Origin of the sequence: Comamonas testosteroni TK102, assembly GCF_000739375.1 — a bacterium.
Taxonomy (GTDB): domain Bacteria; phylum Pseudomonadota; class Gammaproteobacteria; order Burkholderiales; family Burkholderiaceae_C; genus Comamonas; species Comamonas brasiliensis.
Map to the genome: position 1 here is coordinate 767,470 of NZ_CP006704.1, position 23,232 is coordinate 790,701.

Below are 23,232 nucleotides of genomic sequence, written 5' to 3' on the forward strand. Positions count from 1 at the left end.
GTCAACCAAAGGTGATGATGGAGCGCGCACCCTGGCGGCGCCCCAAGATATTGAGCAAATTCGACAGAGCGGCTTCGCGCTCGGGGCTGGCAGAGGCTTCGCCCCTGAAGTGCAGGCGCGAGCCCACCCAATGGCCCTGGCCGCTGAGCTGCAGGTCGCCGCCCAGCGTGGTCAGATTCAGCTGGGCATTGTCTCCGCCCTGGATGTCGAGACGATAGCTGCCCAGGGGCCTGAGCGACGACAGTCTGGACGATACGGCCAATGCTTCCAGCCGCGTCAGGCCCTGGCTGGTAGCCCGACCGGCGCGATATTGCAGTGTCAGCCCGACGGTGGACAGGCGCAACTGGCCCTGCAGGGCCACGGTGTTCCAGGGCGTGCCAAGGCCGGCCAGCATGTCGGCGGGCAGTTGCAGAACGCTGTCCTTGAAGCGCACCGTCATGGCGTTCCAGCCCGGCTGCAGCTGCGCCAGCATCGGGGTGCTGGTGCAGCAATCGCTTTGCAGGCTGATGCTGGCGCCGCTCAGGCTGGGTCGCAGTGTCCAGTTCAGGCGCGTGGGCAAGCTGCTCTGGTCCTGGCTGTCCTTGCCGCCGGTCAGCACCAGTCGGGCCGAGCCACGCCAGAGCGTGCCGCGCGGCTCCTGCAGCAGTACCTGGTTGTCCGTGACCGATTGCACGCCGGCCGCCAGCCAGGCTGCCGGAGCCTGGACCAGCAGCGTCAGCAGCGCGCCCAGCAAGGCACCGCCCACTGCCCAGCGGCGCGGCGAACGCGGATCGCCCGCCTCGCGTGGTCTGCGCAGGGCTTGGCTGGCGGGGCGTGACCGGGACAGTTTCATGGCCTGGATTCAGTTCTGCCCGCCCGCGTTGCCGGGCAGGTCGAGCAGCAGAGTGCCGCTCCAGCGGGTGATGGCCGCGTCGTCGGCGGTTTCACCGAGGGTGCGGTTGAGCTTCATCTCGGCCACCGAAGCATGGCTGTTGTCGCGCACCTGGGCCAGCCATCGGGCCAGGGCCGGCGCGGCGGTCTGGGTCAGGCTGACCTGGGCGCGGTTGCCCAGCCACTGCAGCCGGGCGCTGTTGCCCAGCTCGGTCTTGAGCGACTGCTCCAGCTGAGAGCGTGCATCGGCGCTATTGCCTTGCGGCTGCTGACGCAGCAGCTCGGCCTGGGCCTGCATCTGCAGCATGTTCTGCAGTTCTAGCTCCGCTGCCGCATGGCGTGCCGGGGCCGTGCGCAGGCTGTGCAGCGCCGGTGCCAGCGCCACCCACCAGAGCAGGGCCAGCAGCACCACGCTGGCGGCGAGCAGCAACAGATTCTGTTCGCGCTGAGCCAGGGTGCTCCAGCGCTGGAGCAGCGGCGCCAGCGCGGTTTTCAAGGCATTTTTCTGCTTCATGGCTGAGCCTTTGCAGTGAGAACCAGCTCCGCCTCTTCGCGCCGCAGCAGATAGCCGTTGGCCTGCAGGCTTTGCTGCGCGTCGCTCAGCGCTTCGGGGCTCAGGTCCAGCCCCGAGATGCGCAGCTGCCTGTCCTGGTATTGCAGGCTCTTGGCGTTCTGCACGCCCTGGATGCCGGCACTGGCGGCCAGCAGTGCTTCGAGATCACCGGCGGACAGGGTGCCGGAGTTGCTGCGCAGCAGATCCAGTTCGCGCTGCATCTGTACCGGGGCATCGATGACCACGGGCACATGCGGGAAGGCAGTCTGCAGCACCTGCTTGGCCTGCTGCTGGCGCAGTGCGATGGCGCGGTTTTCCTTGAAGGCCCAGGCGTTGAGCCCGACCAACTGGGCGGCGACTGCAATGCCTGCAGCCCAGCGCGCGGCGCGCCATTGCGGGGCCTTGGCAAAGCCGTGCCAGGCATCGAGCAGGCGCCGCTTGGCGCGGGTGCTGCCGCCCAGGTCCAGATCGAACTGGGCCAGGTCGCCGGCATAGCCATGGCTTTGCAGCAGTCGCTGGGCGGCGGTGAAGATGCTGACCGGGCGCTGCAGCGCTTCCGCGCTGCGGGCCAGATGGGGCTCGGCCAGCACCGGCAGCTGCTCGGGCAGGCGCGCCAGCAGGGATTGCAGCACGATGGGATCCGCGTGCTGAGGAAGGATCGCGAGCCCGGCCTGTGCATCCAGTCCGGTGGCGCTGAGCTGGGGCTGCAGGCTGTCGCCCGACAGCAACAGCTGCGGATGGCTGCTGGGCCACTGCTCGGGCACCAGGCGGCTGACGGCATGGCCCTGGTGTTCCAGCGCCTGCAGATGGGATTGCAGCCAGCTCTTGTCGCAGGCTGCCACCCAGCAGGTCTGGCCTGCGGCGGAGCCGGCGTCAAGTGCCAGATGCATGGTGGACGGCTCGTCGAGCAGCCTTTCCTCCAGCAGACCTTCAAGCACGGCGCGCAGGCGCTGCTGGCGCCGGCCTTGGACGTTCAGGCCCGGGGGCAGGGTGACGCTGTGCCAGGACAGCTGAGCGGCCGGGATGACGGCGGTGACCTGGGTGGTGCGGCCCGTGGCCGGCAGCAGAGACACCGCAGCCTGGCCGCTGCGCTGAACGCTTTGACCATCATCGCTGAGGACGTAGAGATATTCCGTGGCGAAGTTGGCGGGCTTCGCCGACAGCTGTATTAGCAATGTGCTCATGAGGGAAGATGGAGCATTCTATGGGGTCAGTGTGACATCGGGGTGTCAGTGTCTGGCAACAGAGGGCATCCCCCAGTCGGCATGCTCCTGCCACAAGGTGTTGACGCTCATGTCCTTGCGCTGAATCAGTGAGCGCTGGCTCAGGACGTTGTCCCCGAGGCGAAGGCGGCCACGGGCTTCGAAATAGCCGGTGGTCACGGAGTGCGTGGCACTGTTGAAGACGCCGGTCAGTCCTATGGCCGCCGCTGCGGCACTCAGGGACTTGAAAGGTGAGGCGTCGCGCAGCTGCACCAGCTGGTTGGCGCGAGCCCAGTCCAGATCCTCGGTGCTGGCCCAGATGACCTCGGCGCTGGCGGTGTTGATATTGACCAGGGTGCGCTCGGGCAGCAGCGACACATAGGGCTCGATGCGCGCGATGATGCGCGGATCGACGCCCAGCCAGCCCAGCTGCCCGACCGTGCGCGGCATCAGCGGCGCAGCCTGGCTCTTGCCGCGCATGGCTTGCTGCAAGGCCGTGGCGATCTGCATGGCGGAGCTGCCGGGCAGTCCCAGGCGCTCGAACAGGCGCAGAAAAGGCTTGAGGTTTTCCTCCTTCACGCTCGAATCGGCACCGCTGAGCAGATTGCGCAGATTCAGGCGCGACTGCAGATCCACGATTTCGCCCGACAGAAAGGCGTCCTGCACGTCGGCAAGACCGTCGTCCACCTGGCTGACATTGTTCTTTGCGGCCAGGAATGTGGACAGGCGCGCTTCCTGCAGCGGCACGGCCCAGGGCTCGCCCAGATGATCGACCGGGTTGCTGCGGTTGGCACGCGAGTCCTCCTGCAGCACCACGCGCGACCAGTCCAGCGCGCCCAGCAGCAACCAGTTGGCCTGCACGCGATTGCGTTCGGCGGTCTCGATTTCCACATCGCGCCATTGCTGCCAGAGTGCGGCCGAGGCCAGGGTGGCGACCAGCACCACGGTCAGCATGGCCGCCAGCAGCGCTGCACCGCGCTGGCGCGTGCGCCCCAAGCCGCAAACCCCGAGCAAGGGCCGCCCCGCAGCGATGGGGTTGTCCCCCTGGGGGGAAGGCGCGAAGCGACTCAGGGGGGATTTCATGATCGTGAATTGGAGCGCAGCGGGTTGACCCAGTCCACCGTCATCACGCCGTTGAGCGCGCGGCCGGGCGGCAGGGTCAGCTCGATGCGTATGCCGTCGGGCACCGTGGGCAGCACGGGATTGCCGTCGCTGCCAACGCTGCTGCCGTCATCGCCGCCCTGATCGCTGGATTGCGGGTTGGTCCAGGCGTTGCTGCGGTAGTAGTAGACACGCCAGAGATCGAGCGGTATCAGCACGGTTTCGCGGCGCATCTGGTCGCTGGAGGGATTGCGGCCCCATTGGCCTGCCTGGTTCCAGGCATCGTTCCATTCGCTGACCGTGCGTGCGGGCAGCGATTGCCAGCGCACCCATTGTGAGCGGCCGTCCACATTGCGCCGGCTCCAGGCCACGACGAGCGCCCCGTTGTCGACGGCGGCGCTGGTCTTGCGCGTCAGGCGCAGCACTTGGCCATCCCAGTCCAGTACCTGGCGCCCCTGCAGCGGCATCAGTGCGTTGAGGTCGGCATTCCACTGGGCCAGCACGGTCTGCATGACAGCGTGCTGCTCGCCCTGCTCGCGCGTCACCTCCTGCGCGCGCAGCATGCCGTCGATGCCGCGCCAGCTCATGATGGACAGCAGGGCCATGGCGGCCAGGGCGACCAGCAGCTCGATCAGCGTGAAACCCTTGTTTCTGTTGCGCATGCTGCTCATGATTCAGTAGCGACCGACGATGGTGGAGACGCGCAGCACCGCAGCCGCTTCGGAAAACACCTGGGCATCCACGCGCCTGAAGCTGGGATTGGGCGTGGGGCGAACGCTGAGCTGTACCTGCATCTGTCTGCCGGCCTGCTGGCAGTTGATGGTGGAGTCGCCGACTGCCGGCATCTGATTGAACAGCCGCAGTCGCACCAGCTCGTTTTGCGCGCAGAGCTGGGCCAGGATGACGTCGGACTGGCGCTGGGCATTGCGCGTCAGCGCGCTGCTGGCCTGAAGGCCGGCCAGCAGGGTGACGCCGACAATGCCGACCGCGACCAGTACCTCGATCAGCGTGAAGCCGCGTTGCTGCAGGGCGGGTTTCATGGCGCCACCTGCGGGCTTTGAATGCTGAAAGGGCGCAGCCCGTCGGTGGCCAGTTGCAGCGGCGCCGAGTTGCTGCCAGGCAGCGACAGCGTGATGCTCTGCCTTGGAATCAGCGGCTCAGGCCCCAGCACCACGGGCGTGGCGGGTTGCACCAGCACGGCTGTCTGCAGCCATTGCGTGGGCATCTTGACGTTGGCCGGCAGGCCTTCGAAGCGAAAGCCTTGCGGCAGCGGACGCCAGACCACCAGCGTGCCATTGGTGCGGGCCTGGGCGCGGGCCGACTCCAGCAGCGTGGCCAGGCGCTGGGCTTCGCGCTCGAGCTGCTGCTCGCCGCTGTCGCGGATGGCCAGGCTCACGCCGGCCGTTGCCAGCGCCATGATGGAAATCACCACCAGCAACTCCAGCAAGGTAAATCCGGCGTGTTTGAGGTGAGCCATGAAGGAGTGAGCGGCCGAATTGCTGATGTGAAGCGGGTTAGACGGAGGACGTTTCGCCGCCGGGCAGCCCCAAGGCGAAACTCGGCTTTAGCCGGTCAGGGCACCTTGGGGGCTCATTGCTATTGCCAGGAGCCGATATCCGCATCCTTGCCTTCGCCGCCGGCCTTGCCGTCAGCGCCCAGGGACATGATGTCGATGGGGCCCTTCACGCCGGGGTTCAGGTATTGATAGGGATTGCCCCAGGGATCGTTGGGCAGCTTTTCCAGATAGGGCTTCCAGTTCTGCGGAGCCGGTCCGGTGGTGGGCTTGACCACCAGCGCCTGCAGACCCTGTTCGGCCGTGGGGTAGCGCTGGTTGTCCAGACGGTAGAGTTTGAGCGCCTGGTTGATATTGGCGATATCGGTCTTGGCGGCGGTCACGCGGGCATCGTCGGCACGGTCCAGTACATTGGGCACGATGAGGGCTGCCAGCACGCCAATGATGACCAGCACCACCATCAATTCGATCAGGGTAAAGCCGCGCGATGCGGCGTGGCGAATAGCAGACAGCGGGTGGCGGCAGTTGGTGCTCATTGGGAACTGTAGGAAAAATGCAGTATTGCACCATCATAATCGTCGAATGCGAACGCAATCTTTCAATCCAGGTCAAGGCATCCCCATGCAGGTCAAGCTCACCACCCTGCTGCTGTGGGCGATTGCCGCTGCGGTGCTGGTTTTCTGGACACTCCGGTTCGTTGGCAGCGCCAGTGAGCAGTTACCTTCGGTCCTGCCAGCGCAGCCGGTACAGGCCAATGCCCAGGCCATGGCCAAGGCTTTGGGAGCGGTCGCCGAGCCTGTCGCTGCCGTGGCTGCACCCGTGGCCAGCCGCTATGCGCTGCTCGGGGTTCTGGCCGGGCATGAAACCGGTGGCGGCGCCGCCGTGATTGCCGTGGAAGGCAAGGGCAGCAAGGCCGTGCGCGTGGGTGAAGCCGTGGAGGAGGGCGTGATTCTGCAATCTCTGGCGGCGCGCGAAGCGCGACTGGGTCCCGCCAACGGGCCGACCAGCACGGTGCTGCAATTGCCCAGGCCGCCCATGGCGTCATTCAACTGAGTTCGAGCCGCAGCCACTGCCCATAGGCGGGCGCCGGCAAGGTCCATTCATGGCTTTGCGGCAGCTGGCGGCCATGCTGCAGCAGCCATTGCGCGCAGCGCGCAACGCCTGCGTGGCAGATCCACACCATATGTGCGCTGTCGCCGGCGGCGGCGTCTTGCAGCGCTTCGTGAACGCGCTGCAGCATGTCTGCCAGGGATTCGCCGTCGCCGGGCGCGTGCAGCGCCAGATCCTGCGCCCAGGCACTGATGGCGCCTTCGCCGATGTCATTCCAGCGCATGCCTTCCCAATGGCCGAAATCCATCTCCAGCAATCTGCCGTCGGCGCTGGAGGCGAAATCGGGCTCCAGTGCCTGCAGATCCAACGCCAGCTGTCTGCATCTCTGCAGCGGCGAATGGCAGATCTGCAACTGGCCATGCAGGGGTCGCAGAGATCGCAGCAAGTCCTGTGCAGCCTGCCTGGTGGCTTGTGCATCGGCGGCGATATCGAGGCGGCCGTAACAGCGCTCGGTGTCGATCAAGGGGCGCGCGTGGCGCACCAGCCATAGTGTTTTCATGCCTCAGAACTTGTTTGCGATCTCTACGCAGCCGCGTTGGAGCGCAATCGGGATGAGTTCGAAGTGATGGCTCGCCGCTTGCACCGGGGTGCAAGCAAGAGACAGCACGCAGAAATCGCCCGATTTCGCTCCAACCCTGCGGGACAGTGGCTTTGCGGGCGCCCGGTCAGGGGCGGTCTGCGGCGTTGCCTCGCCGGCCGCGCGAATCCTCGCAACAGCACCGCTATGGCTGCGGTATCGCGCGCGGGGGGACGCCCCCTGGCATCCTATCCCGCAAAGCCTCTGTCGCGGCGCGAGGAGATCGTAAACACGTTCTAAAGCAACTGGCGCAGATAGATGCAGCTGGTCAGCAGCAGGGCCAGCTCATTGAGCTGCTGGCAGGCGCCCAGGCAGTCGCCCGTCATGCCGCCCAGACGCTTGCGCAGCCAGCGCTGCAGCAGCCAGGTGGTGAGCAGCATGGCCGCCAGCAGGCTGGGCACAAAGCTCCAGACGCCGAGCCAGCCCAGCAGGCCCAGTGCCGGCAGGCACCAGAGGCCGCCGGTCAGCAGCCCTTGCCAGCCCAGTTGTCTGCCCGCGATATGCAGGGTCTTGCTGCTCGCGGCCAGGCCGACATGGGGCAGGCTGTGCATCAGCACCAGCGGCGCAAAGCGTGACAGCACATGAATGCAGCACACGAGGATGAGCACCGGCACCGGTCCCCGGAACGGCTGCATGACGGATAGCAGCAGGGCGATCAGCACGACCTTGGTCAGCAGGGCCATGAGCAGCGCCATCACGCCATAGGCACCGATGCGGGAGTCCTTCATGATCTCCAGCGCGCGCTCGGCTGGCACCAGGCCGCCGAGCCCGTCGGCAACGTCGGCCAGGCCGTCTTCATGGAAACCGCCGGTCAGCCACAAGGTGCCGGCGGTACTGATGAGCGCCGCCGCCAGCGGCGACCAGGGACTTGCCGGCAGCAGCCAGAGCAGGGCTCCCAGCAGCAGCGCGGCCCACAGGCCCACCAGCCAGCCCACGCCAGGCAGATGTGCGGCGCTGGCACGCTGCATCTCGGGGCTCCAGCCCACCCAGGCCGCCAGACGTCCGGCCACGGGGATGCGGCTGAAGAACTGGACGGCCAGCAGATAGTGGCGCAGGGCTTGCATGGTGTTGCGAATAAAAAAGGAGCTGATCACGCTTGATATTCATGGATTTCAGGGTCTTTTTTATCTGAAACTCATGCTGGGAAAGCGGTAGTAGCTCCTGTTTTTTACTTCAGGAACAACTGGTACGCAGGATTGCCGGTTTCCTCTACCCAGGGGTAGCCGAGGTTCTTGAGGAAGCTGTCGAACTTCTTGTGGTCCTTGGCCGGTACTTGCATGCCCACCAGAATGCGGCCGTAGTCGGCGCCCTGGTTGCGGTAGTGGAACAGCGAGATATTCCAGGTCGGCGCCATCAGGCTCAGGAACTTGAACAGCGCGCCGGGACGTTCTGGGAAGACAAAGCGCAGCAGGCGCTCGTCCTGGGCCAGCGGCGAGTGGCCGCCCACCATATGGCGCAGATGCTCCTTGGCCATCTCGTCAAAGGTCAGGTCCAGCGCCTCGAAGCCGTTCTTCTGGAAGTTCTTGCAGATCTTCTCGGACTCGCCCCGGGTCGGCGTGGTCAGGCCCACGAACACATGGGCCTTGCTGTCGTGGCTGATGCGGTAGTTGAACTCGGTCACGTTGCGCGGGCCGCCGGGCAGCTTGCCCACCACCTCGCAGAAATGCTTGAAGCTACCGCGCTCTTCGGGGATGGTGACGGCGAACAGGGCTTCGCGCTCCTCGCCGACCTCGGCACGCTCGGCTACGAAGCGCAGGCGGTCGAAGTTCATATTGGCGCCGCTCAGTATGGCGGCGTAGGTTTCGCCCTTGGTCTTGTGCCTGGCCACGTACTGCTTGATGGCTGCCACGCCCAGGGCGCCCGAGGGCTCGACGATGGAGCGGGTGTCGGTGAAGATGTCCTTGATGGCGGCGCAGACGGCATCGGTGTCCACGGTCACATAGTCATCGACCAGGCCCTGGGTGACGCGGAAGGTTTCCGCCCCCACCAGCTTCACGGCCGTGCCGTCGGCGAACAGGCCCACATCGGCCAGCTCCACGCGCTCTCCCGCCTGCACGGACTGCATCATGGCGTTCGAGTCCTTGGTATGCACGCCGATCACCTTCACCTCGGGGCGCACGGCCTTGATGTAGTTGGCAATGCCGGCAATCAGGCCGCCGCCGCCGATCGGCACGAAGATGGCATCCAGACGCTGGCTGCCCAGCTTTTGCAGCTGGCGCAGCAACTCCATGGCGATGGTGCCCTGGCCGGCAATCACATCGGGGTCGTCAAAGGGGTGGACAAAGGTCAGACCCTCGGACTTTTGCAGCTTGACGGCGTGCTTGTAGGCGTCCGAGTAACTTTCTCCGGCCAGCACCGCCTCGCCGCCCAGCGCGATCACGGCATCGATCTTCACTTGGGGCGTGGTGGTGGGCATCACGATCACGGCGCGGCAGCCCAGCTTCTTGGCGCTCATCGCCGTGCCCTGGGCATGGTTGCCCGCGCTGGCGCAGATCACGCCCTTTTGCAGCTGCTCGGCCGTCAGATTGGCCATCTTGTTATAGGCGCCGCGCAACTTGAAGCTGAACACGGGCTGCTGGTCCTCGCGCTTCAGAAGCACTTTGTTGTGCAGGCGGCGGCTGAGATTCTTGGCAATGTCCAGATCCGACTCCACGGCCACGTCATAGACGCGTGCATTGAGGATGCGAGTCAGATAATCGGCAGGGGTCAGGGCTTGAGTCATGGTGCAAATCGAAAGCAGAGCACCGGAGCCAGGGTAGTCAGCCTGCCGGGTGCATGGAAGCCGACCATGATAGGCGCTTGCTTGCTGCGCTGCAGTACTCGCTCAAGAGGTGCATGCTGCTGCTCTGAGAAACGCGGGGAGCAGGCACGAAAAAAAGCCCCTAGCTCAAGAGCTAGGGGCTGAATCCACCATTAGAGGAGGTGGAGGAGACAAAGGGTGCGATACAGATCGGTGTTAACCAGTAATCTGCAGTCTGCCTGCGGGTTTGACCTCACAGGTAACGCTTGGGTTGTATTGTATGAGGCTTGTGTTTTCTGTGCATCAAAAGATTCGGGTTTTTATGTATTTGATGCAAAATTGCAACAGTTTCGAGAGGAAAAACAATGGAATGCACGGTTAGTTGGACAGGCGCGGCCACCGGAACGCGCTCGGGCATGGGTTTTGTGGCAGAGACCGGCAGCGGCCATGTGGTCAATATGGACGGCGCACCGGACGAGAAGAATCCGGCCAACGGCGGTCGCAATCAGGCTCCGCGCCCCATGGAGATGCTGCTGGCCGGCGCCGGCGGCTGCACGGCCTACGACGTGGTGCTCATCCTCAAGCGTGGCCGCCACGATGTGAAGGGCTGCAGCGTGCAGCTGACTTCCGAGCGCGCCGAGACCGACCCCAAGGTGTTCACCAGGATCCACATGCAGTTCACGGTCAGCGGCAAGAACCTGCCGGCCGGTGCCGTCGAGCGTGCCATCGCCATGAGCCACGACAAATACTGCTCGGCCACCATCATGCTGGGCAAGACCGCCGAAATCACGACGGGTTTCGACATCGTCGAAGCCTGAGGCGCACTCACGATCACAAAAAACGGGCCGCTAAGGCCCGTTTTTTTTGTTGAACAAAGGCCTGCCTCCGTGTGATGGGTCAGATGCGGTGCGCGGTAATCGTCATGACTTTGGCCGCCACACGCATCAGTCCCTGGGCAACCGGGGGCAGTTGCATCGCACCTTCATCGATCGCTGCAGCGGCATGACGTTCCTCGTCATCCTTCATGCGCTCGACCACGGCACGCGACGCCTCGTCCTCCTCGGGCAGGCGGCCCAGATGGCTGCCCAGGTGGGCGGAGACCTGGTTTTCGGTCTCGACCACAAAACCCAGGCTGGCGGCATCGCTGAACTTGGCGGCAATCGTGCCGATGGCAAAAGCGCCCGCAAACCACAGCGGGTTCAGCAGCGAAGGCCTGCCACCCAGGGCATGCAGGCGTTCCCGGGTCCATGCCAGGTGGTCCATTTCCTCGCGTGCGGCGTGCAGCAGATGCTCGCGCAGCTCCATGTCCTTGGTGACCATGGCCTGGGCGTTGTACAGGGCCTGGGCACACACCTCGCCCACATGGTTGACGCGCATCAAGGCTGCAGAGAGCCTGCGCTGCTCATCGCTCAAATCGGCTTCGGCGATTCCTGCAGCGGGCGAACGCTCGGAGGCAACCGGGTCGGCAAACAGAGTGCGAAGAGCTGCATCGGCAGCGGTCAGAAACTTGTCCATGGTGAAAAGAGCTCAGTGCGGCGCCCGTGTGGCGTCAATGCACATAAGGTACACCAGAGTGATTCATCCGCAACTTGCGCTGGGGCAATGCTAGGCTGAAACCCCTAAGGGTGTGCCCGCTAGTGCGGTCCGGAGTTTGTTGCGGTGGTGCAACGAAAACGCGCCGAATCGAGCAGTTTTGGGTGAATTCCTTTGCGCTGGGCTCGGGGGTCTGGTGCAATAGACCCAACTTCCCCACCAGGAGGTTGGCGCGGGAAACCGGTGGAGCTCGAGGCTCAAGTCTCTCTCCCATAGAACCGGCGCCCTTCTAAACCTTGGAGTAACTCGTAATGAAAAAATCTCTGATCGCCCTGGCAGTGCTGGCCGCTTCCGGCGCCGCAATGGCTCAATCTTCCGTGACTCTGTTCGGTATCGTTGACACTGGCGTTTCCTACGTGGACAACGCCTCCGGCAGCGACGCCAAGTACGGCGTGCACAGCAGCGGTAACGCAACCAGCCGTCTGGGCCTGCGCGGTACTGAAGACCTGGGTGGCGGTCTGAAGGCTGGCTTCTGGCTGGAAGGCGAAATCTTCGGTGACAACGGCAATGCTTCCGGTTTCGACTTCAAGCGCGAATCCACAGTGCGTCTGTCCGGCAACTTCGGTGAAGTTCGCCTGGGTCGTGAAACCACCCCCACTTTCCGTGCTGGTCTGAAGTATGACCTGTTCGGCGCTACCGGTATCGGCCAAAACATGGGCTTCAAGGCCTGGTCGACTGCTGGCGGTGCTTTCGGTGCTGACGCCAACACCATCCGTGCCAACAACATGGTGTCCTACTCTTCGCCCAACTTCAGCGGCTTCACCGCTAACGTGAGCTACGCTTTCGACGAGAAGGCTGTTGCTGGTACTAAGGGTGGCCGCTACGCCGGTGGTAACGTTGGCTATGACAACGGCCCCCTGAGCGTGACTGCTGCTTATGGCAACCTGAAGGGTGCTGCCGGCGACCGTGACGAAATGTCCATTGGCGCTTCTTACAACTTCGGCGTGGCCAAGGTTGTGGGTAACGTTCAGCAAATCAAGTACAAGCCCGATGCTGGCTCCAGCGCCAAGTTCCGTAACTACCTGCTGGGCGTGTCCGCTCCCGTGGGTGGCGTGGGCGAAGTGAAGGCTCAGTACGCTTACTACGACCAAGAAGGTCCTGCTAAGGCTCACCAACTGTCGCTGGGCTATGTGCACAACCTGTCCAAGCGCACTGCTGTGTACGGCACTGTTGCTTACCTGAAGAACCAAGACGGTTCCGCACTGGGTCTGCAAGCCAAGGGCGTGAGCGTGGATCCTGGCCTGAAGGCTGACGGTTCCGGCCGCAACCAAGCTGGCGTGCAAGTGGGTATCCGCCACGCTTTCTAATCAATTGCTGGTGTAAGCCAGTAACTGTTTAAAAGCCAAAGGCCTGTCGAAAGACAGGCCTTTTTTGTTTTTCCGGGTTAGACCTTAAAGGGTGATTGCTGAGAGGTTTGCCCCCAGAGGGAAAGGCCTGTGTTGCGCTTGTGCCAATGCTCGCGCGGTTGAGGAAAGCATTTCTAGAATGAATTTTCCACCAACTGTTTGCGAATTGAATTAAGAGAGAGGCAACACAATGGCAGCTTCATTTGTGAAAAAAACATTGGCCTTGGCTGTGCTGGGAACCATGGGAACTCTGGCATATGCACAAAGCAGCGTTCAGCTATATGGCATTGTGGATGCGGCAATTCGCCATACGAATAATGAGGGAGCGAATAAAAGCGGTCTGACCAAAATGATTGGTGGCGGCATGTCCGAGAGCCGCTGGGGTATCAATATCAAGGAAGATCTGGGCGGCGGCCTGTCGGCGATTGCCAATCTGGAAAATCGTTTCTGGACGGATTCCGGCACTCCCAGCACCGCACAGCCTTATTTCGCCCAGTCCTGGGTGGGCTTGCGCAGCACCAGCTTCGGCCAGCTGACCATGGGTCGCCAATACAACGTGTTGTTCGATCTGGTGACCTCCACCTACGCATCGTTCCCATATTCCCCATATATGGACGCCTACAAGCCTGAAATCGGCATGTCTCTGGGCGCGCGTGCAAACAATATGCTCAAGTACGTGGCCGAATTTGGCCCTGTTCGTGCGGGCTTGCAGTACTCGTTTGACGAGAGCAATACCTTTGCGAAGAAAGGGGCTGGAGTGGATATGACCCCGGGCGGTCTGGCATTGAAGACCGCAGGCGGCTATCTGCGTTATTCTGCCAACGGCATTTCTGTGGGTGGCGCTTTCCAGCGCTCGACCTTGCCGGCCGGCACCGATGTGGATGCCTGGACGCTGGGCGGCTCCTATCGCACCGGGCCTCTTTATCTGATGGCAGGCTACGGCCAGAACAAGGTCAAGGATAGTCTGGGGGCTGCGGGCGCGGGTGCGATTTTTGATGCTGGCTTGCTCAACGCATATTGGACAGGTTCGTCCAACGGTGGCTTTATCGCGGGCAATGCCCCTGGCAACTTTGCCAACAAGCGTGAGATGTTCAAGGTGGGCTTTGGCTACCAGGTCACGCCACAGCTCAATGCCGGCATGCATTACTACCATGCCAAGCAATCGGGATCGGCGACTGGCGCCTTCAACGGCAAGGCTGACTTTATCGTTGCCGTGGCCGACTACGCCTTCTCCAAGCGTACCGATGCCTATTTCGCGGTGGACCACACCAAGACCAAGGGCGGTGCGGGCGTGATGCTTGATGCCAATGGCGCGAAAAAGCGTACCGGCATCACCATCGGTCTGCGTCATCGCTTCTGAGGCGAACCTTCGGATACAAAAGCCAGCCGATATCGGGCTGGCTTTTTTGTTCTCGGAGCCGAGCAGCTCGTGAAGCGCGACACAAAAGGAAAAGGCCGCAGATGCGGCCTTTTCCTTTTGCGCATAACCGGATGGTGCAGACCATCCGGTAGCAGCAGAGCAATTACATGCCCATGCCGCCCATGCCACCCATGCCGCCCATGTCGGGCATGGCAGGAGCTGCGTCAGCCTTGGGGGCTTCAGCGATCATGCACTCGGTGGTCAACAGCAGGGAAGCCACGGAAGCAGCATTCTGCAGAGCAGTGCGAGTCACCTTGGTGGGATCCAGGATACCCATTTCCAGCATGTCGCCGTAGCTGTCGTTGGCAGCGTTGAAGCCGTAGTTGCCGGAGCCGTTCAGCACGGCGTTCACGACCACCGAAGGCTCGCCACCGGCGTTGGCCACGATTTCGCGCAGAGGGGCTTCGATAGCCTTGAGCACCAGCTTGATGCCGGCGTCTTGTTCGGCATTGCCGGTAGCCAGGGCACCAACGGCTTGCTTGGCGCGCAGCAGGGCCACGCCACCGCCGGCCACGATGCCTTCTTCCACAGCAGCGCGGGTAGCGTGCAGGGCGTCTTCCACGCGGGCCTTCTTTTCCTTCATTTCGACTTCGGTGGCAGCGCCAACCTTGATCACGGCAACACCGCCGGCCAGCTTGGCCACGCGCTCTTGCAGCTTTTCACGGTCGTAGTCGCTGGTCGCTTCTTCGATCTGGGCGCGGATTTGCTTGACGCGGGCTTCGATTTCAGCAGCTTGGCCAGCACCGTCGATGATGGTGGTGTTTTCCTTGCCGATTTCGACGCGTTGGGCTTGGCCCAGGTCTTCCAGGGTCACCTTTTCCAGCGACAGGCCCACTTCTTCAGCGATGACCTTGCCGCCAGTCAGGATGGCGATGTCTTCCAGCATGGCCTTGCGGCGGTCGCCGAAGCCAGGTGCCTTCACAGCCACAACCTTCAGGATGCCGCGGATGGTGTTGACCACCAGAGTCGCCAGGGCTTCGCCTTCGACGTCTTCGGCAATGATCAGCAGAGGACGGCCGGCCTTGGCCACAGCTTCCAGTGTGGGCAGCAGGTCGCGGATGTTGCTGATCTTCTTGTCGAACAGCAGCACGAAGGGGTTGTCGAGAACAGCGGCTTGCTTTTCGGGGTTGTTGATGAAGTAGGGCGACAGGTAGCCGCGGTCGAACTGCATGCCTTCGACGACGTCGAGCTCGTTGTCCAGCGACTTGCCTTCTTCAACCGTGATCACGCCTTCCTTGCCGACCTTGTCCATCGCGTCGGCAATGATCTTGCCCACGGATTCGTCGGAGTTGGCGGAAATCGAGCCGACCTGGGCGATTTCCTTGGAGGTGGTGGTGGCCTTGGATTGCTTCTTCAGCTCTTCCACCAGGGCGGCGACAGCCTTGTCGATGCCGCGCTTCAGATCCATGGGGTTCAGGCCGGAAGCCACGTACTTGGAGCCTTCGCGCACGATGGCCTGGGCCAGCACGGTAGCGGTGGTCGTGCCGTCACCAGCGATGTCGTTGGTCTTGGAGGCCACTTCCTTCACGAGCTGGGCGCCCATGTTCTGCAGCTTGTCCTTGAGTTCGATTTCCTTGGCCACGGACACGCCGTCCTTGGTCACGGTGGGGGCGCCGAAGGAGCGCTCCAGCACCACATTGCGACCCTTGGGGCCCAGGGTAACCTTGACTGCGTTAGCCAGGATGTTCACGCCTTCAACCATGCGTGCACGTGCTTCACCGCCGAAAACTACGTCTTTTGCTGCCATTTTTGGCTCCTAAAGAATGGGGTTCAATTGTTCTGCCGGCGCTTATCAATCAATCGCCGGCAGCTATGAATAGGGGAGGTGTTCGGGAAGGATTACTTCTCGACGACTGCGAACAGGTCGTCTTCCTTCATGACCAGCAGCTCGTCGCCGTGGATCTTCACGGTTTGGCCAGAGTACTTGCCGAACAGAACGCGGTCGCCGACCTTCACGTTCAGGGCGATCAGTTCGCCCTTGTCATTGCGCTTGCCGGGACCTACAGCCAGCACTTCGCCCTGGTCAGGCTTCTCGGTGGCAGCATCAGGGAGCACGATGCCCGAGGCTGTCTTGGTTTCGTTTTCGAGGCGCTTGACGATCACGCGATCGTGCAGGGGACGCAGGTTCATACCAACTCCTAAATACATCAACAAAGTTGAAACAAGACTTGCCAGCCATCCGGCTGACATTCGGATATCTAGGGTCAAGCTGTTAGCACTCAACCCCATCGAGTGCTAATAATAAGGCAATTTCCCGAGCTTTCAAGACCTCTCCCCAGCCGATCAGAGGGCAAATTGCTCAAGGAGCAGGGTTTGTTCTGGGTCATGTGTAACGTGTTTTTACAAATAGGCCTGGCTTTTGCTCTGCCAGAACATGCCTCTAGAAACCATGACTGCCCCGGCGCAGCGCGCCCAGGATCTGCTGCAGACAGACGTCTTCATTCCTCATATGCGCCAGGTCGGGCGCTGCGAGAGTTCGCTCAGGGAGCTGAATCTGATGTGGCGGCTCATAGAGTCCTCCGCCAAGATGAATTGCCCTCAGGAAGCACAGGCCTTGTTGCCCATGATGGCCGCCACGCGTGGCGGCTTCGAGCGGCTGGAGCAGGATCTGGTGCGCTCCATGGTCTTGCAGGCGGTGGCTGGAGTGACGGCAGGGCTGTCCAGTCAGGCACAGCATCTGATCGATACCCTGGTGCGCAATCTCTACGAGCGCACGGCCGATGTGGGGTTTCTGGCGACCGACGCCGTTCTGTGCGGTTTCATGGCAGGGCTGGATGGCGATGAGGCAGCCATTACCCAGCGTCTGCAGGCCTACCGGAGCAAATACACGGTCTATGCGGACATTCTGCTGCTGGATGCCGAAGGCCGGGTGCGAGCGAGTGCTCGCGAGAGGAGTCTGGCCACAGATCAGCCATGCCGGGATGCGTTGATTGCCCGTGCGCTGCAAAGCCCGGGCTTTGTGCAGAGCTTTGGTGCCACCGACCTGCTGCCGGGCCATGACAGCGGTCTGATCTATGCGCATCGCATGCTGGACCCGATCAACCGGCAAGCCATGGGCGTGCTGTGCCTGTGCTTCGACTTCGACGGCGAGATGCAAGGCATCTGGAGCGGACGCGACCAGATTGACGACAGTGGCGCACCAGAAGCGCAGACCAGCATTGCCCTGCTGCTGGATGAGCAGGGCCAGGTGCTGGCCAGCAGCGATCTGCACTGGATTGGTGTGGGTGCGAATGTGCGGCCTCACCGTGATGGTGCAAGCGCGCTGCATGTGTATGGAGGGCGCACCTATCTGGTGCAGTCTGCGGCATCGGCAGGCTATCAAGGCTATATGGGCCCCCAGGGCTGGCGGGCGCAGATCATGACCCCGCTGGAGCTGGCCTTCGGTCTTCAGTCGCAAGCGGGCCTGGATGGGCTGGATGCCGCGGTGGCCCAGGGCCTGCTGGCGCATGCGCACCGTTTCTGCCCGCCCCTGCACGCCATCCACAGCGCGGCGGACACCATACGCCGTGTGGTCTGGAACGGGCGGGTGATGACGGCAGGCAAGCAGATGGACAACACGCGGCTGCAAGCCGTGCTGGAGCAGATTGGCGAGACGGGGGCGCGGACGAACGAGGTCTTCTCTCAATCCATTGATGCGCTCTATGGCACGGTGCTCAATACCGCACTGCGGGACAACAGCCTGCTGACGAGTCTGCTGGTGGATCTGCTGGATCGAAATCTCTACGAGCGCGCCAACGACTGCCGCTGGTGGGCACTGACGCCGCAGCTGTCCGAATTGCTGGAGGCCCTTGCCTTGGGGGAGAGGGCCGGTGATCTGGTGAGCGAGGTGTGCGGGTTGCTTACCGGCATTCACGATCTCTATACGGTCTACCAGCAAATCATGGTCTATGACGCCCGCGGCAAAGTCGTGGCCGTCAGCCATAGAGGGCAGGCAGAGAGTCAGGAGCTGCTGGGCAGCCATATAGAGGCGGACAGCCTGCACCAGGTCCTGGCGCTGGCAGGGACCCAGGACTATCACGTGTCGCCATGGCGGCCCTGCGTGCAGCACGAGAATGACGGCCCGACCTATGTCTATCACGCGGCCATACGCAATGCCGACGGGATGGTGCTGGGCGGGATTGGCCTGGTGTTTCATGCACAGCGTGAGTTCAAGGCCATGCTGGAAGGTGTGACCGGCGTGCAGGCAGGAGGCGCAACCAACAGACAGGTGGCTTACCTGAACCGATCGGGCATGGTCATGTCGTCCTCGGATGTGCATCTGCAGCCGGGCATGCGGCTGGAGCTGCCGCCGCAGATGCTGGCCTTGGCGCCAGGCCAGAGCTTGGCCCGTGCCATGGTGTACCAAGGTCAGTACTGCGTGGTGGCGATCACAGCGGGCAGCGGCTACCGGGAGTTCAAGCGCAGCGACGGCTATCGCGAAGAGGTGCTTGCGCTGTCCGTGCAGGCTTTTGGTGCCGTGCAGGACGATGCGCTGGCGGCTGTAGGTCGCCGCAATACCAGGGTGCAAGGCCTGGCGGCGGCCAGTCAGGGCAGCGCATTGGGCATGGAGATGGCGACTTTTTTTGTGGGGCGCAGCGTGCTTGCCGTCGATGCGGCCTGCGTGCTCGAGGCTCAGAGTGCCTCGGCCATCGCTCCCGTTTCGGCCGGTCGCTTGCCGCACTGCGTGGGAACGCTGGCGCGGCGCAGCCAGGCAGTCGTGGCCGGCTATGTCTGGGTCTTCGATCTGGGAGCGCTGCTCTTTGGCAAGCCCGTGACCAGGACGGCGCAAAGCCAGGTGATCGTGCTGGAGCACCAGGGGCTCAAGCTGGGCGTGCTGGTCAGCGATCTCGAAGGTGTGGTGCGCTTCGAGAGCGGGCAGTTGCGACTGGCCCCTGCAATGGCGGGTGCGGCAGATCAGCTGGTTGACCGCTTGATCCGTGCCAATGACGGAGATCTGCTCATCCAATGCCTGAACGTGACGGCCTTGGTGCGCATGCTCAAGGCACCGCTGCCGGCGGAGCAGGCTGCTGGGGGCTGAAAGGGCCGGGCTGCTTACTGAACCGGGAACGGGTTCTTTTCGTCGCGAGGGGCGCTGAAGTCCACGGTAGGCGTGGTCTTGATCTCGTACTGGTTGCGGTCCTTGCCTTCGATCCACTTCGGAGGCTTGCCACGGCCGGTCCAGGTCGCGCCGCTTTCGGGGTCGTAGTACCTGGCCTCGACCTTTTTCTTTTCTTCAGGCTTCCAGGGGAAGACCTGCTGAGAGGTAAAGCCGAAGGTGGCGATCAGTTGCTTGACGGTGGCCAGGGCTTCCTTGGCTTCGGTGCTGCGCGCTTCCTCGATGCGCTTGTCCAGCGCACTTTTCTGGGCGATGAGTTCTTGATAGCTTGGCATTCTGGATTCCAGAGATAGTGTGAAAGGTCAGCACTGATTGCCGCCTTTGTTATTGTTTTGCAAAACCATTCATTTTGGCGCAAGCGCGAACGCACCGCATTGTTGATGTTGCGTACACTCAATCTGAAAAGGGATGCGCATCATTTTGAAGGGCTTCACACATCACTCTGGATGATCCGGCCTGCAGCTCAGTCCTATTGGTCGCCAGCGGCCATGGCCTGCAGGGCGGTGCCGGTCATGCGATAGCGGATCCACTCGGTCTGCGGCAGGGCGCCCAGGCTGTCATAGAACTTGATGGAGGGCGTGTTCCAGTCCAGGCAACTCCATTCAAAGCGGCCGCAGTCCTTTTCCAGGGCAATCCGGGCCAGATGCTGGAGCAGGGCCTTGCCGGCGCCGTGGCCGCGTGCGTCAGGCGTGATGTACAGGTCTTCCAGGTACAGGCCGTGCTGGCCCTGCCAGGTGGAATAGTTGAAGAAGTACACGGCAAAACCCACGGCCTGGCCGTCAATCTCGCAGATCAGGCCGAAGACGGCCGGGTTGGCGCAGAACAGCGTGCGACGCACATGGTCGGGCGTGGCCTTGACTTCATGCTCGGCCTTTTCATAGATGGCGAGTTCACGCACAAAGTGCAGGATCAGGTCGATGTCTTGCTCGGTGGCGGGGCGGATATGGAGCTGGCTCATAAAATAAGAGGAAAAAGTGGATCCGGCGCTTGATGGTAAAGCGCTTGCAGCTATGGTTTTGATGTATCAGGCGACCTGGCGCTCGGGCTCGCTCTGAGCCAGGGTCACGGGCAGGAACTGGCACAGGATCTGGAAATGGTCCTCGAAGAACTCGGCTTCCATGAGGGGCAGGTCGGCAACCGGCACCCAGCGGGCCAGGGCTGCGTCGTCCGCGCCCTGTACCGGGGGCAGACTGGGCTGCACGCCCAGATCCAGATAGTGCACATGGGTGATGGTACGCCCGCGCAGGCTGCGGTCCGGGTGATCGAAGACCTGAACGGCCTGCAGGGCTGCCAGCAGATCGGCCTCGCTGATGGAGGAGCAGGTTTCTTCACGCAGCTCGCGCATGCAGGATTGCCAGAGGCTGTCACGCTGCTCCAGAAAGCCGCCGGGCAGCGCCCACAGGCCCTGGCCCGGAGCATGGCCGCGCTGGATCAGCAGCACCTGGTCCTGGCCCTTGGCACGGCAGCGCAGCAGTGCATCCACGGTGACGAACACCGGTGCATAAGGTGCCTTGGCCCAGGCCCGCTTGTAGTCCTGCAGCATATGCCACTCTTTTTGCAGGCGCAGATACAGCGGTGTCTGGGCCCAGCGGCGCAAAAAGTCCAGCGTGCTCTCTGGCATCTGGGAGGAAAGCCTGACCAGGGCGGCCTCCATGGTCTCGGGCGAGGTGTCGCCCTCACCGAAGAAGATTTCGCGCAGCGGCGTGGCGTCGAACTGGCCCAGGCGCGGCAGGCTGATCAGCTCCCAGCCCGGAAAGCGTGCCAGATAGCTGCTGCTGGAGTCCTTGAAATGTCCGACCAGGGCCACGCTCGCGCCTTCGGGTACATGGGCCTGCACGGCTTCGCGCACGGCATGCACCCACAGCGGCTCGTTGTAATAGTCGCGCACGGGAACGCAGCGCACGCGCTCGGCATCCTCTTTCGATAGCGCATTGCGCAGCATCTGCGCACGCTCCTGCCAGCTGAACGGGTTTTTGGGATTGGGTGCCTGCCAGGCGCTGCCCAGTACCACCACGACCTGGCGAGCACGCTCCAGCGCGGCGTGCAGCAAAGCCATATGGCCGTTGTGCAGTGGCTGAAAGCGGCCGATCAGCACGGCGGTATGCAGGGGCACGGAGGTGGGCAGAGTCTCGGGTGCGGCGGCGATGACACGCTTGCTGGAGGTGTTGGGACTGGCTTGAGGCATGAGAGCGAAACCCGTACAGAAATCGGCGCCCGCAAGGGCAAATATGGGTAAAAACGCGCTAAATGCTTACTGGGTAAGCGAAGTTAGCTCACTTTTTAAATGTGTAACCAGGCCCGGCACGGTCAAAGTCGGCATTCGAGACAGGCCGCCAAGCGCTCGGCCGCACCCAGGGTGCTCCAAGGCTTTGCCAGCTTGTCTCAAACAGGTGCCGGGCATTGCTATTCGTAGTGTGCCGCAATCGGCATCTGCCGGCCCGTGCCAAAGGCCCGTGGGCGTACTCTGAGCATGGGCGGAGCCTGGCGGCGCTTGTATTCGCTGCGGAACACCAGCTTCTGTACGCGGGCAATGGTCTCGGGCCCGCCTGCTTCGGTGCGCAGCCTGTTCACAAAGGCGGCTGCCTGCGCATATTCCTTGCTGGACAGATGCTGGCCCTCGATATGCCATTTGAGAATCTCGTCGAGCACGGCATAGGGCGGCAGGCTGTCCTCGTCCTTCTGGCCGGGAGCCAGTTCGGCCGAGGGCGGCTTGTCGATGATGGCCTGCGGGATCAGCTCGCGGCCCGCATGGCGGTTGATATGGCGTGACAGCTCGAAGACCTCGGTCTTGTACAGATCGCCGATCAGTCCCAGACCGCCGTTGGTGTCGCCATACAGGGTGCAGTAGCCCACCGAGACTTCGGATTTGTTGCCCGTGGTCAGCAGCAGATGGCCGAAGGCATTGGAAAACTCCATCAGCGTCGTGCCGCGTGCGCGGGCCTGCAGATTCTCCAGCGCCAGGCCCTTGAGCGGTTCACCAAAGCTGGCCTCGAACTGGCGTGCATAGGTGGTGACCAGCTCCTTGATCGGATGCTCGTAGAGTCTGATACCCAGATTGCGGCACAGCAGCACGGAGTCGTCGACCGAGCCCGCCGAGGAGTAGCTCGACGGCATGGTGATTCCGACCACATTCTCCGCTCCCAGGGCATCGACGGCCAGGGCCAGTGTCAATGCCGAATCGATGCCTCCCGAGCTGCCGACCACCACCTGCTGGAAACCGCAGCGGCGCGCATAGTCGCGCAGGCCCAGCACGATCTGCTGGCGGTAGAACTCCATGGTGGCCAGGCCTTGCGCCGGCACGGTAGGCAAGGCCGAGCCGTCGCAGGCCTGAAACCGGCCCTGCGCATTCAGCTCCAGCGTGCAGACATCTTCCTCGAAGCGCCTGGCTTCGAAGACCAATCCTGCCTCGGGCTCCACGGCAAACGATGCGCCGTCGAACACGATCTGATCCTGGCCTCCGATCTGGTTGATATAGAGGATGGCCAGCTTGTGACGTGCCGCTGCCTGGGTGAAGACCTCGTGACGCTGCTCGCGCTTGCCCAGGTGGCTGGGGCTGGCGTTGATGCTGATGACCAGATCGGGGGCCGCATCGCCCATGCGCACAAAGGGGTTGGTGGCGTAGTCGGCACCCTGGTCGTTCCAGCCGTCCTCGCAGACCAGAAAACCCACCTGGCAGTTGCCCACGCGCAGCACCTTGGCCGTGTCGGATCCGGGCTCGAAGTGGCGGCGCTCGTCAAAGATGTTGTAGGTGGGAAGCAGTTGCTTGTCGTACTGCAGGCGGATCTGTCCGTTCTTGAGCACCAGCAGGCTGTTGTGCAGCGGTTTGCCGGGGCCATCGTGGCGCGTGGGTGCGCCCACGACCCAGTGCAGATCGGGAAACTGGCGCGTGGCCTGCAGCAGCTCCTGCAGACCTGCATCCAGTCTTTGCAGAAAGCTGGGCTCGTCCAGCAGGTCGCCGGGGTAGTAGCCGCACAGCGACAGTTCCGAAAACACCACCAGGTCGGCCTGCTCGGCCGCTGCCCTGGCTGCGGCCTCTCTCATGCGGCGGATATTGCCGCTGATGTCGCCCACCATGTAGTTGAGCTGGGCGAGGGTGACTTTCAGCATGGTTG

23 protein-coding genes are annotated in these 23,232 nt (G+C 62.9%); 5 read left to right on the forward strand and 18 right to left on the reverse strand.

What is annotated here, in order from left to right; translation table 11 throughout:
* Position 1 precedes the first annotated feature (1 nt).
* The 8 genes from gspN to gspG all read right to left on the reverse strand — a co-directional run bounded on the left by gspN (position 2) and on the right by gspG (position 5,775).
* Entirely contained in the window at positions 2 to 832 is an 831-nt protein-coding gene (gene gspN / locus O987_RS03395) for a type II secretion system protein N (protein WP_051962110.1), read from the reverse strand.
* A 9-nt stretch (positions 833 to 841) separates the two neighbouring features.
* On the reverse strand, positions 842 to 1,384 hold the full coding sequence (gene gspM / locus O987_RS03400) for a type II secretion system protein GspM (RefSeq protein WP_043370846.1): 543 nt from the start codon (positions 1,382 to 1,384) through the stop codon (positions 842 to 844).
* On the reverse strand, positions 1,381 to 2,607 hold the full coding sequence (gspL, locus tag O987_RS03405; RefSeq protein ID WP_019042759.1) for a type II secretion system protein GspL: 1,227 nt from the start codon (positions 2,605 to 2,607) through the stop codon (positions 1,381 to 1,383). The genes gspM and gspL overlap by 4 nt, the downstream gene beginning before the upstream one ends.
* A 45-nt stretch (positions 2,608 to 2,652) precedes the next feature.
* Complete coding sequence (gene gspK / locus O987_RS03410) at positions 2,653 to 3,708, reverse strand: type II secretion system minor pseudopilin GspK (RefSeq protein WP_235214240.1); 1,056 nt, start codon at positions 3,706 to 3,708, stop codon at positions 2,653 to 2,655.
* Positions 3,705 to 4,397, reverse strand: coding sequence for a PulJ/GspJ family protein (locus O987_RS03415; protein ID WP_080731434.1), 693 nt, complete (start codon positions 4,395 to 4,397; stop codon positions 3,705 to 3,707). The genes gspK and O987_RS03415 overlap by 4 nt, the downstream gene beginning before the upstream one ends.
* Positions 4,398 to 4,400: 3 nt before the next feature.
* Positions 4,401 to 4,766: a type II secretion system minor pseudopilin GspI gene (gspI, locus tag O987_RS03420; protein WP_043370848.1), complete on the reverse strand. Its 366-nt coding sequence runs from the start codon at positions 4,764 to 4,766 to the stop codon at positions 4,401 to 4,403.
* The gene (locus tag O987_RS03425; RefSeq protein ID WP_043370849.1) at positions 4,763 to 5,203 is read right to left on the reverse strand and encodes a prepilin-type N-terminal cleavage/methylation domain-containing protein; all 441 of its coding nucleotides are present in this window, start codon (positions 5,201 to 5,203) and stop codon (positions 4,763 to 4,765) included. The genes gspI and O987_RS03425 overlap by 4 nt, the downstream gene beginning before the upstream one ends.
* Before the next feature lie 119 nt (positions 5,204 to 5,322).
* On the reverse strand, positions 5,323 to 5,775 hold the full coding sequence (gspG, locus tag O987_RS03430) for a type II secretion system major pseudopilin GspG (protein WP_043003586.1): 453 nt from the start codon (positions 5,773 to 5,775) through the stop codon (positions 5,323 to 5,325).
* Between the two features lie 46 nt (positions 5,776 to 5,821).
* On the opposite strand from gspG, the gene O987_RS03435 reads away from it, so the two are divergent.
* Positions 5,822 to 6,292, forward strand: coding sequence for a general secretion pathway protein GspC (locus O987_RS03435; protein ID WP_043370850.1), 471 nt, complete (start codon positions 5,822 to 5,824; stop codon positions 6,290 to 6,292).
* Here O987_RS03435 and O987_RS03440 read toward each other — a convergent pair.
* From O987_RS03440 to ilvA, 3 genes are all read right to left on the reverse strand, one after another.
* Complete coding sequence (locus O987_RS03440) at positions 6,285 to 6,848, reverse strand: histidine phosphatase family protein (protein WP_019043006.1); 564 nt, start codon at positions 6,846 to 6,848, stop codon at positions 6,285 to 6,287. The genes O987_RS03435 and O987_RS03440 overlap by 8 nt on opposite strands.
* Before the next feature lie 314 nt (positions 6,849 to 7,162).
* Complete coding sequence (locus O987_RS03445; RefSeq protein ID WP_043376057.1) at positions 7,163 to 7,990, reverse strand: adenosylcobinamide-GDP ribazoletransferase; 828 nt, start codon at positions 7,988 to 7,990, stop codon at positions 7,163 to 7,165.
* 104 nt (positions 7,991 to 8,094) lie between these two features.
* Positions 8,095 to 9,648: a threonine ammonia-lyase, biosynthetic gene (gene ilvA / locus O987_RS03450; RefSeq protein WP_019043008.1), complete on the reverse strand. Its 1,554-nt coding sequence runs from the start codon at positions 9,646 to 9,648 to the stop codon at positions 8,095 to 8,097.
* 383 nt (positions 9,649 to 10,031) lie between these two features.
* On the opposite strand from ilvA, the gene O987_RS03455 reads away from it, so the two are divergent.
* Complete coding sequence (locus O987_RS03455) at positions 10,032 to 10,484, forward strand: OsmC family protein (protein WP_019043009.1); 453 nt, start codon at positions 10,032 to 10,034, stop codon at positions 10,482 to 10,484.
* A 79-nt stretch (positions 10,485 to 10,563) separates the two neighbouring features.
* On the opposite strand, the gene coq7 is transcribed toward O987_RS03455, so the two are convergent.
* Positions 10,564 to 11,181 carry a 2-polyprenyl-3-methyl-6-methoxy-1,4-benzoquinone monooxygenase gene (coq7, locus tag O987_RS03460; RefSeq protein WP_019043010.1) on the reverse strand — a complete coding sequence of 206 codons (618 nt, stop codon included), beginning with the start codon at positions 11,179 to 11,181 and terminating at the stop codon, positions 10,564 to 10,566.
* A gap of 329 nt (positions 11,182 to 11,510) precedes the next feature.
* On the opposite strand from coq7, the gene O987_RS03465 reads away from it, so the two are divergent.
* Positions 11,511 to 12,566: a porin gene (locus O987_RS03465; RefSeq protein WP_043370852.1), complete on the forward strand. Its 1,056-nt coding sequence runs from the start codon at positions 11,511 to 11,513 to the stop codon at positions 12,564 to 12,566.
* Between the two features lie 229 nt (positions 12,567 to 12,795).
* A complete protein-coding gene (locus O987_RS03470) occupies positions 12,796 to 13,965 on the forward strand; it encodes a porin (RefSeq protein WP_019043012.1) in 1,170 nt (389 codons plus the stop codon).
* 163 nt (positions 13,966 to 14,128) lie between these two features.
* On the opposite strand, the gene groL is transcribed toward O987_RS03470, so the two are convergent.
* Together groL and groES are read right to left on the reverse strand one after the other, a co-directional pair.
* A complete protein-coding gene (gene groL, locus O987_RS03475) occupies positions 14,129 to 15,772 on the reverse strand; it encodes a chaperonin GroEL (protein WP_019043013.1) in 1,644 nt (547 codons plus the stop codon).
* 92 nt (positions 15,773 to 15,864) lie between these two features.
* On the reverse strand, positions 15,865 to 16,155 hold the full coding sequence (groES, locus tag O987_RS03480) for a co-chaperone GroES (RefSeq protein ID WP_003058782.1): 291 nt from the start codon (positions 16,153 to 16,155) through the stop codon (positions 15,865 to 15,867).
* 259 nt (positions 16,156 to 16,414) lie between these two features.
* Here groES and O987_RS03485 point away from each other — a divergent pair, with 259 nt between their 5' ends.
* Positions 16,415 to 19,042 (forward strand): chemotaxis protein CheW, encoded by a 2,628-nt coding sequence (locus tag O987_RS03485; RefSeq protein WP_043370853.1) that lies wholly within the window; start codon positions 16,415 to 16,417, stop codon positions 19,040 to 19,042.
* 14 nt (positions 19,043 to 19,056) lie between these two features.
* On the opposite strand, the gene O987_RS03490 is transcribed toward O987_RS03485, so the two are convergent.
* The 4 genes from O987_RS03490 to O987_RS03505 all read right to left on the reverse strand — a co-directional run bounded on the left by O987_RS03490 (position 19,057) and on the right by O987_RS03505 (position 23,227).
* Positions 19,057 to 19,395 carry an H-NS family nucleoid-associated regulatory protein gene (locus O987_RS03490; RefSeq protein ID WP_019043015.1) on the reverse strand — a complete coding sequence of 113 codons (339 nt, stop codon included), beginning with the start codon at positions 19,393 to 19,395 and terminating at the stop codon, positions 19,057 to 19,059.
* A gap of 194 nt (positions 19,396 to 19,589) precedes the next feature.
* Positions 19,590 to 20,078, reverse strand: a complete 489-nt coding sequence (locus O987_RS03495; protein WP_019043016.1) for a GNAT family N-acetyltransferase — start codon at positions 20,076 to 20,078, stop codon at positions 19,590 to 19,592.
* Between the two features lie 66 nt (positions 20,079 to 20,144).
* Entirely contained in the window at positions 20,145 to 21,305 is a 1,161-nt protein-coding gene (locus tag O987_RS03500) for a bifunctional nicotinamide-nucleotide adenylyltransferase/Nudix hydroxylase (RefSeq protein WP_019043017.1), read from the reverse strand.
* A gap of 218 nt (positions 21,306 to 21,523) precedes the next feature.
* Complete coding sequence (locus O987_RS03505) at positions 21,524 to 23,227, reverse strand: NAD+ synthase (RefSeq protein WP_043370855.1); 1,704 nt, start codon at positions 23,225 to 23,227, stop codon at positions 21,524 to 21,526.
* Between the last annotated feature and the right edge of the window lie 5 nt (positions 23,228 to 23,232).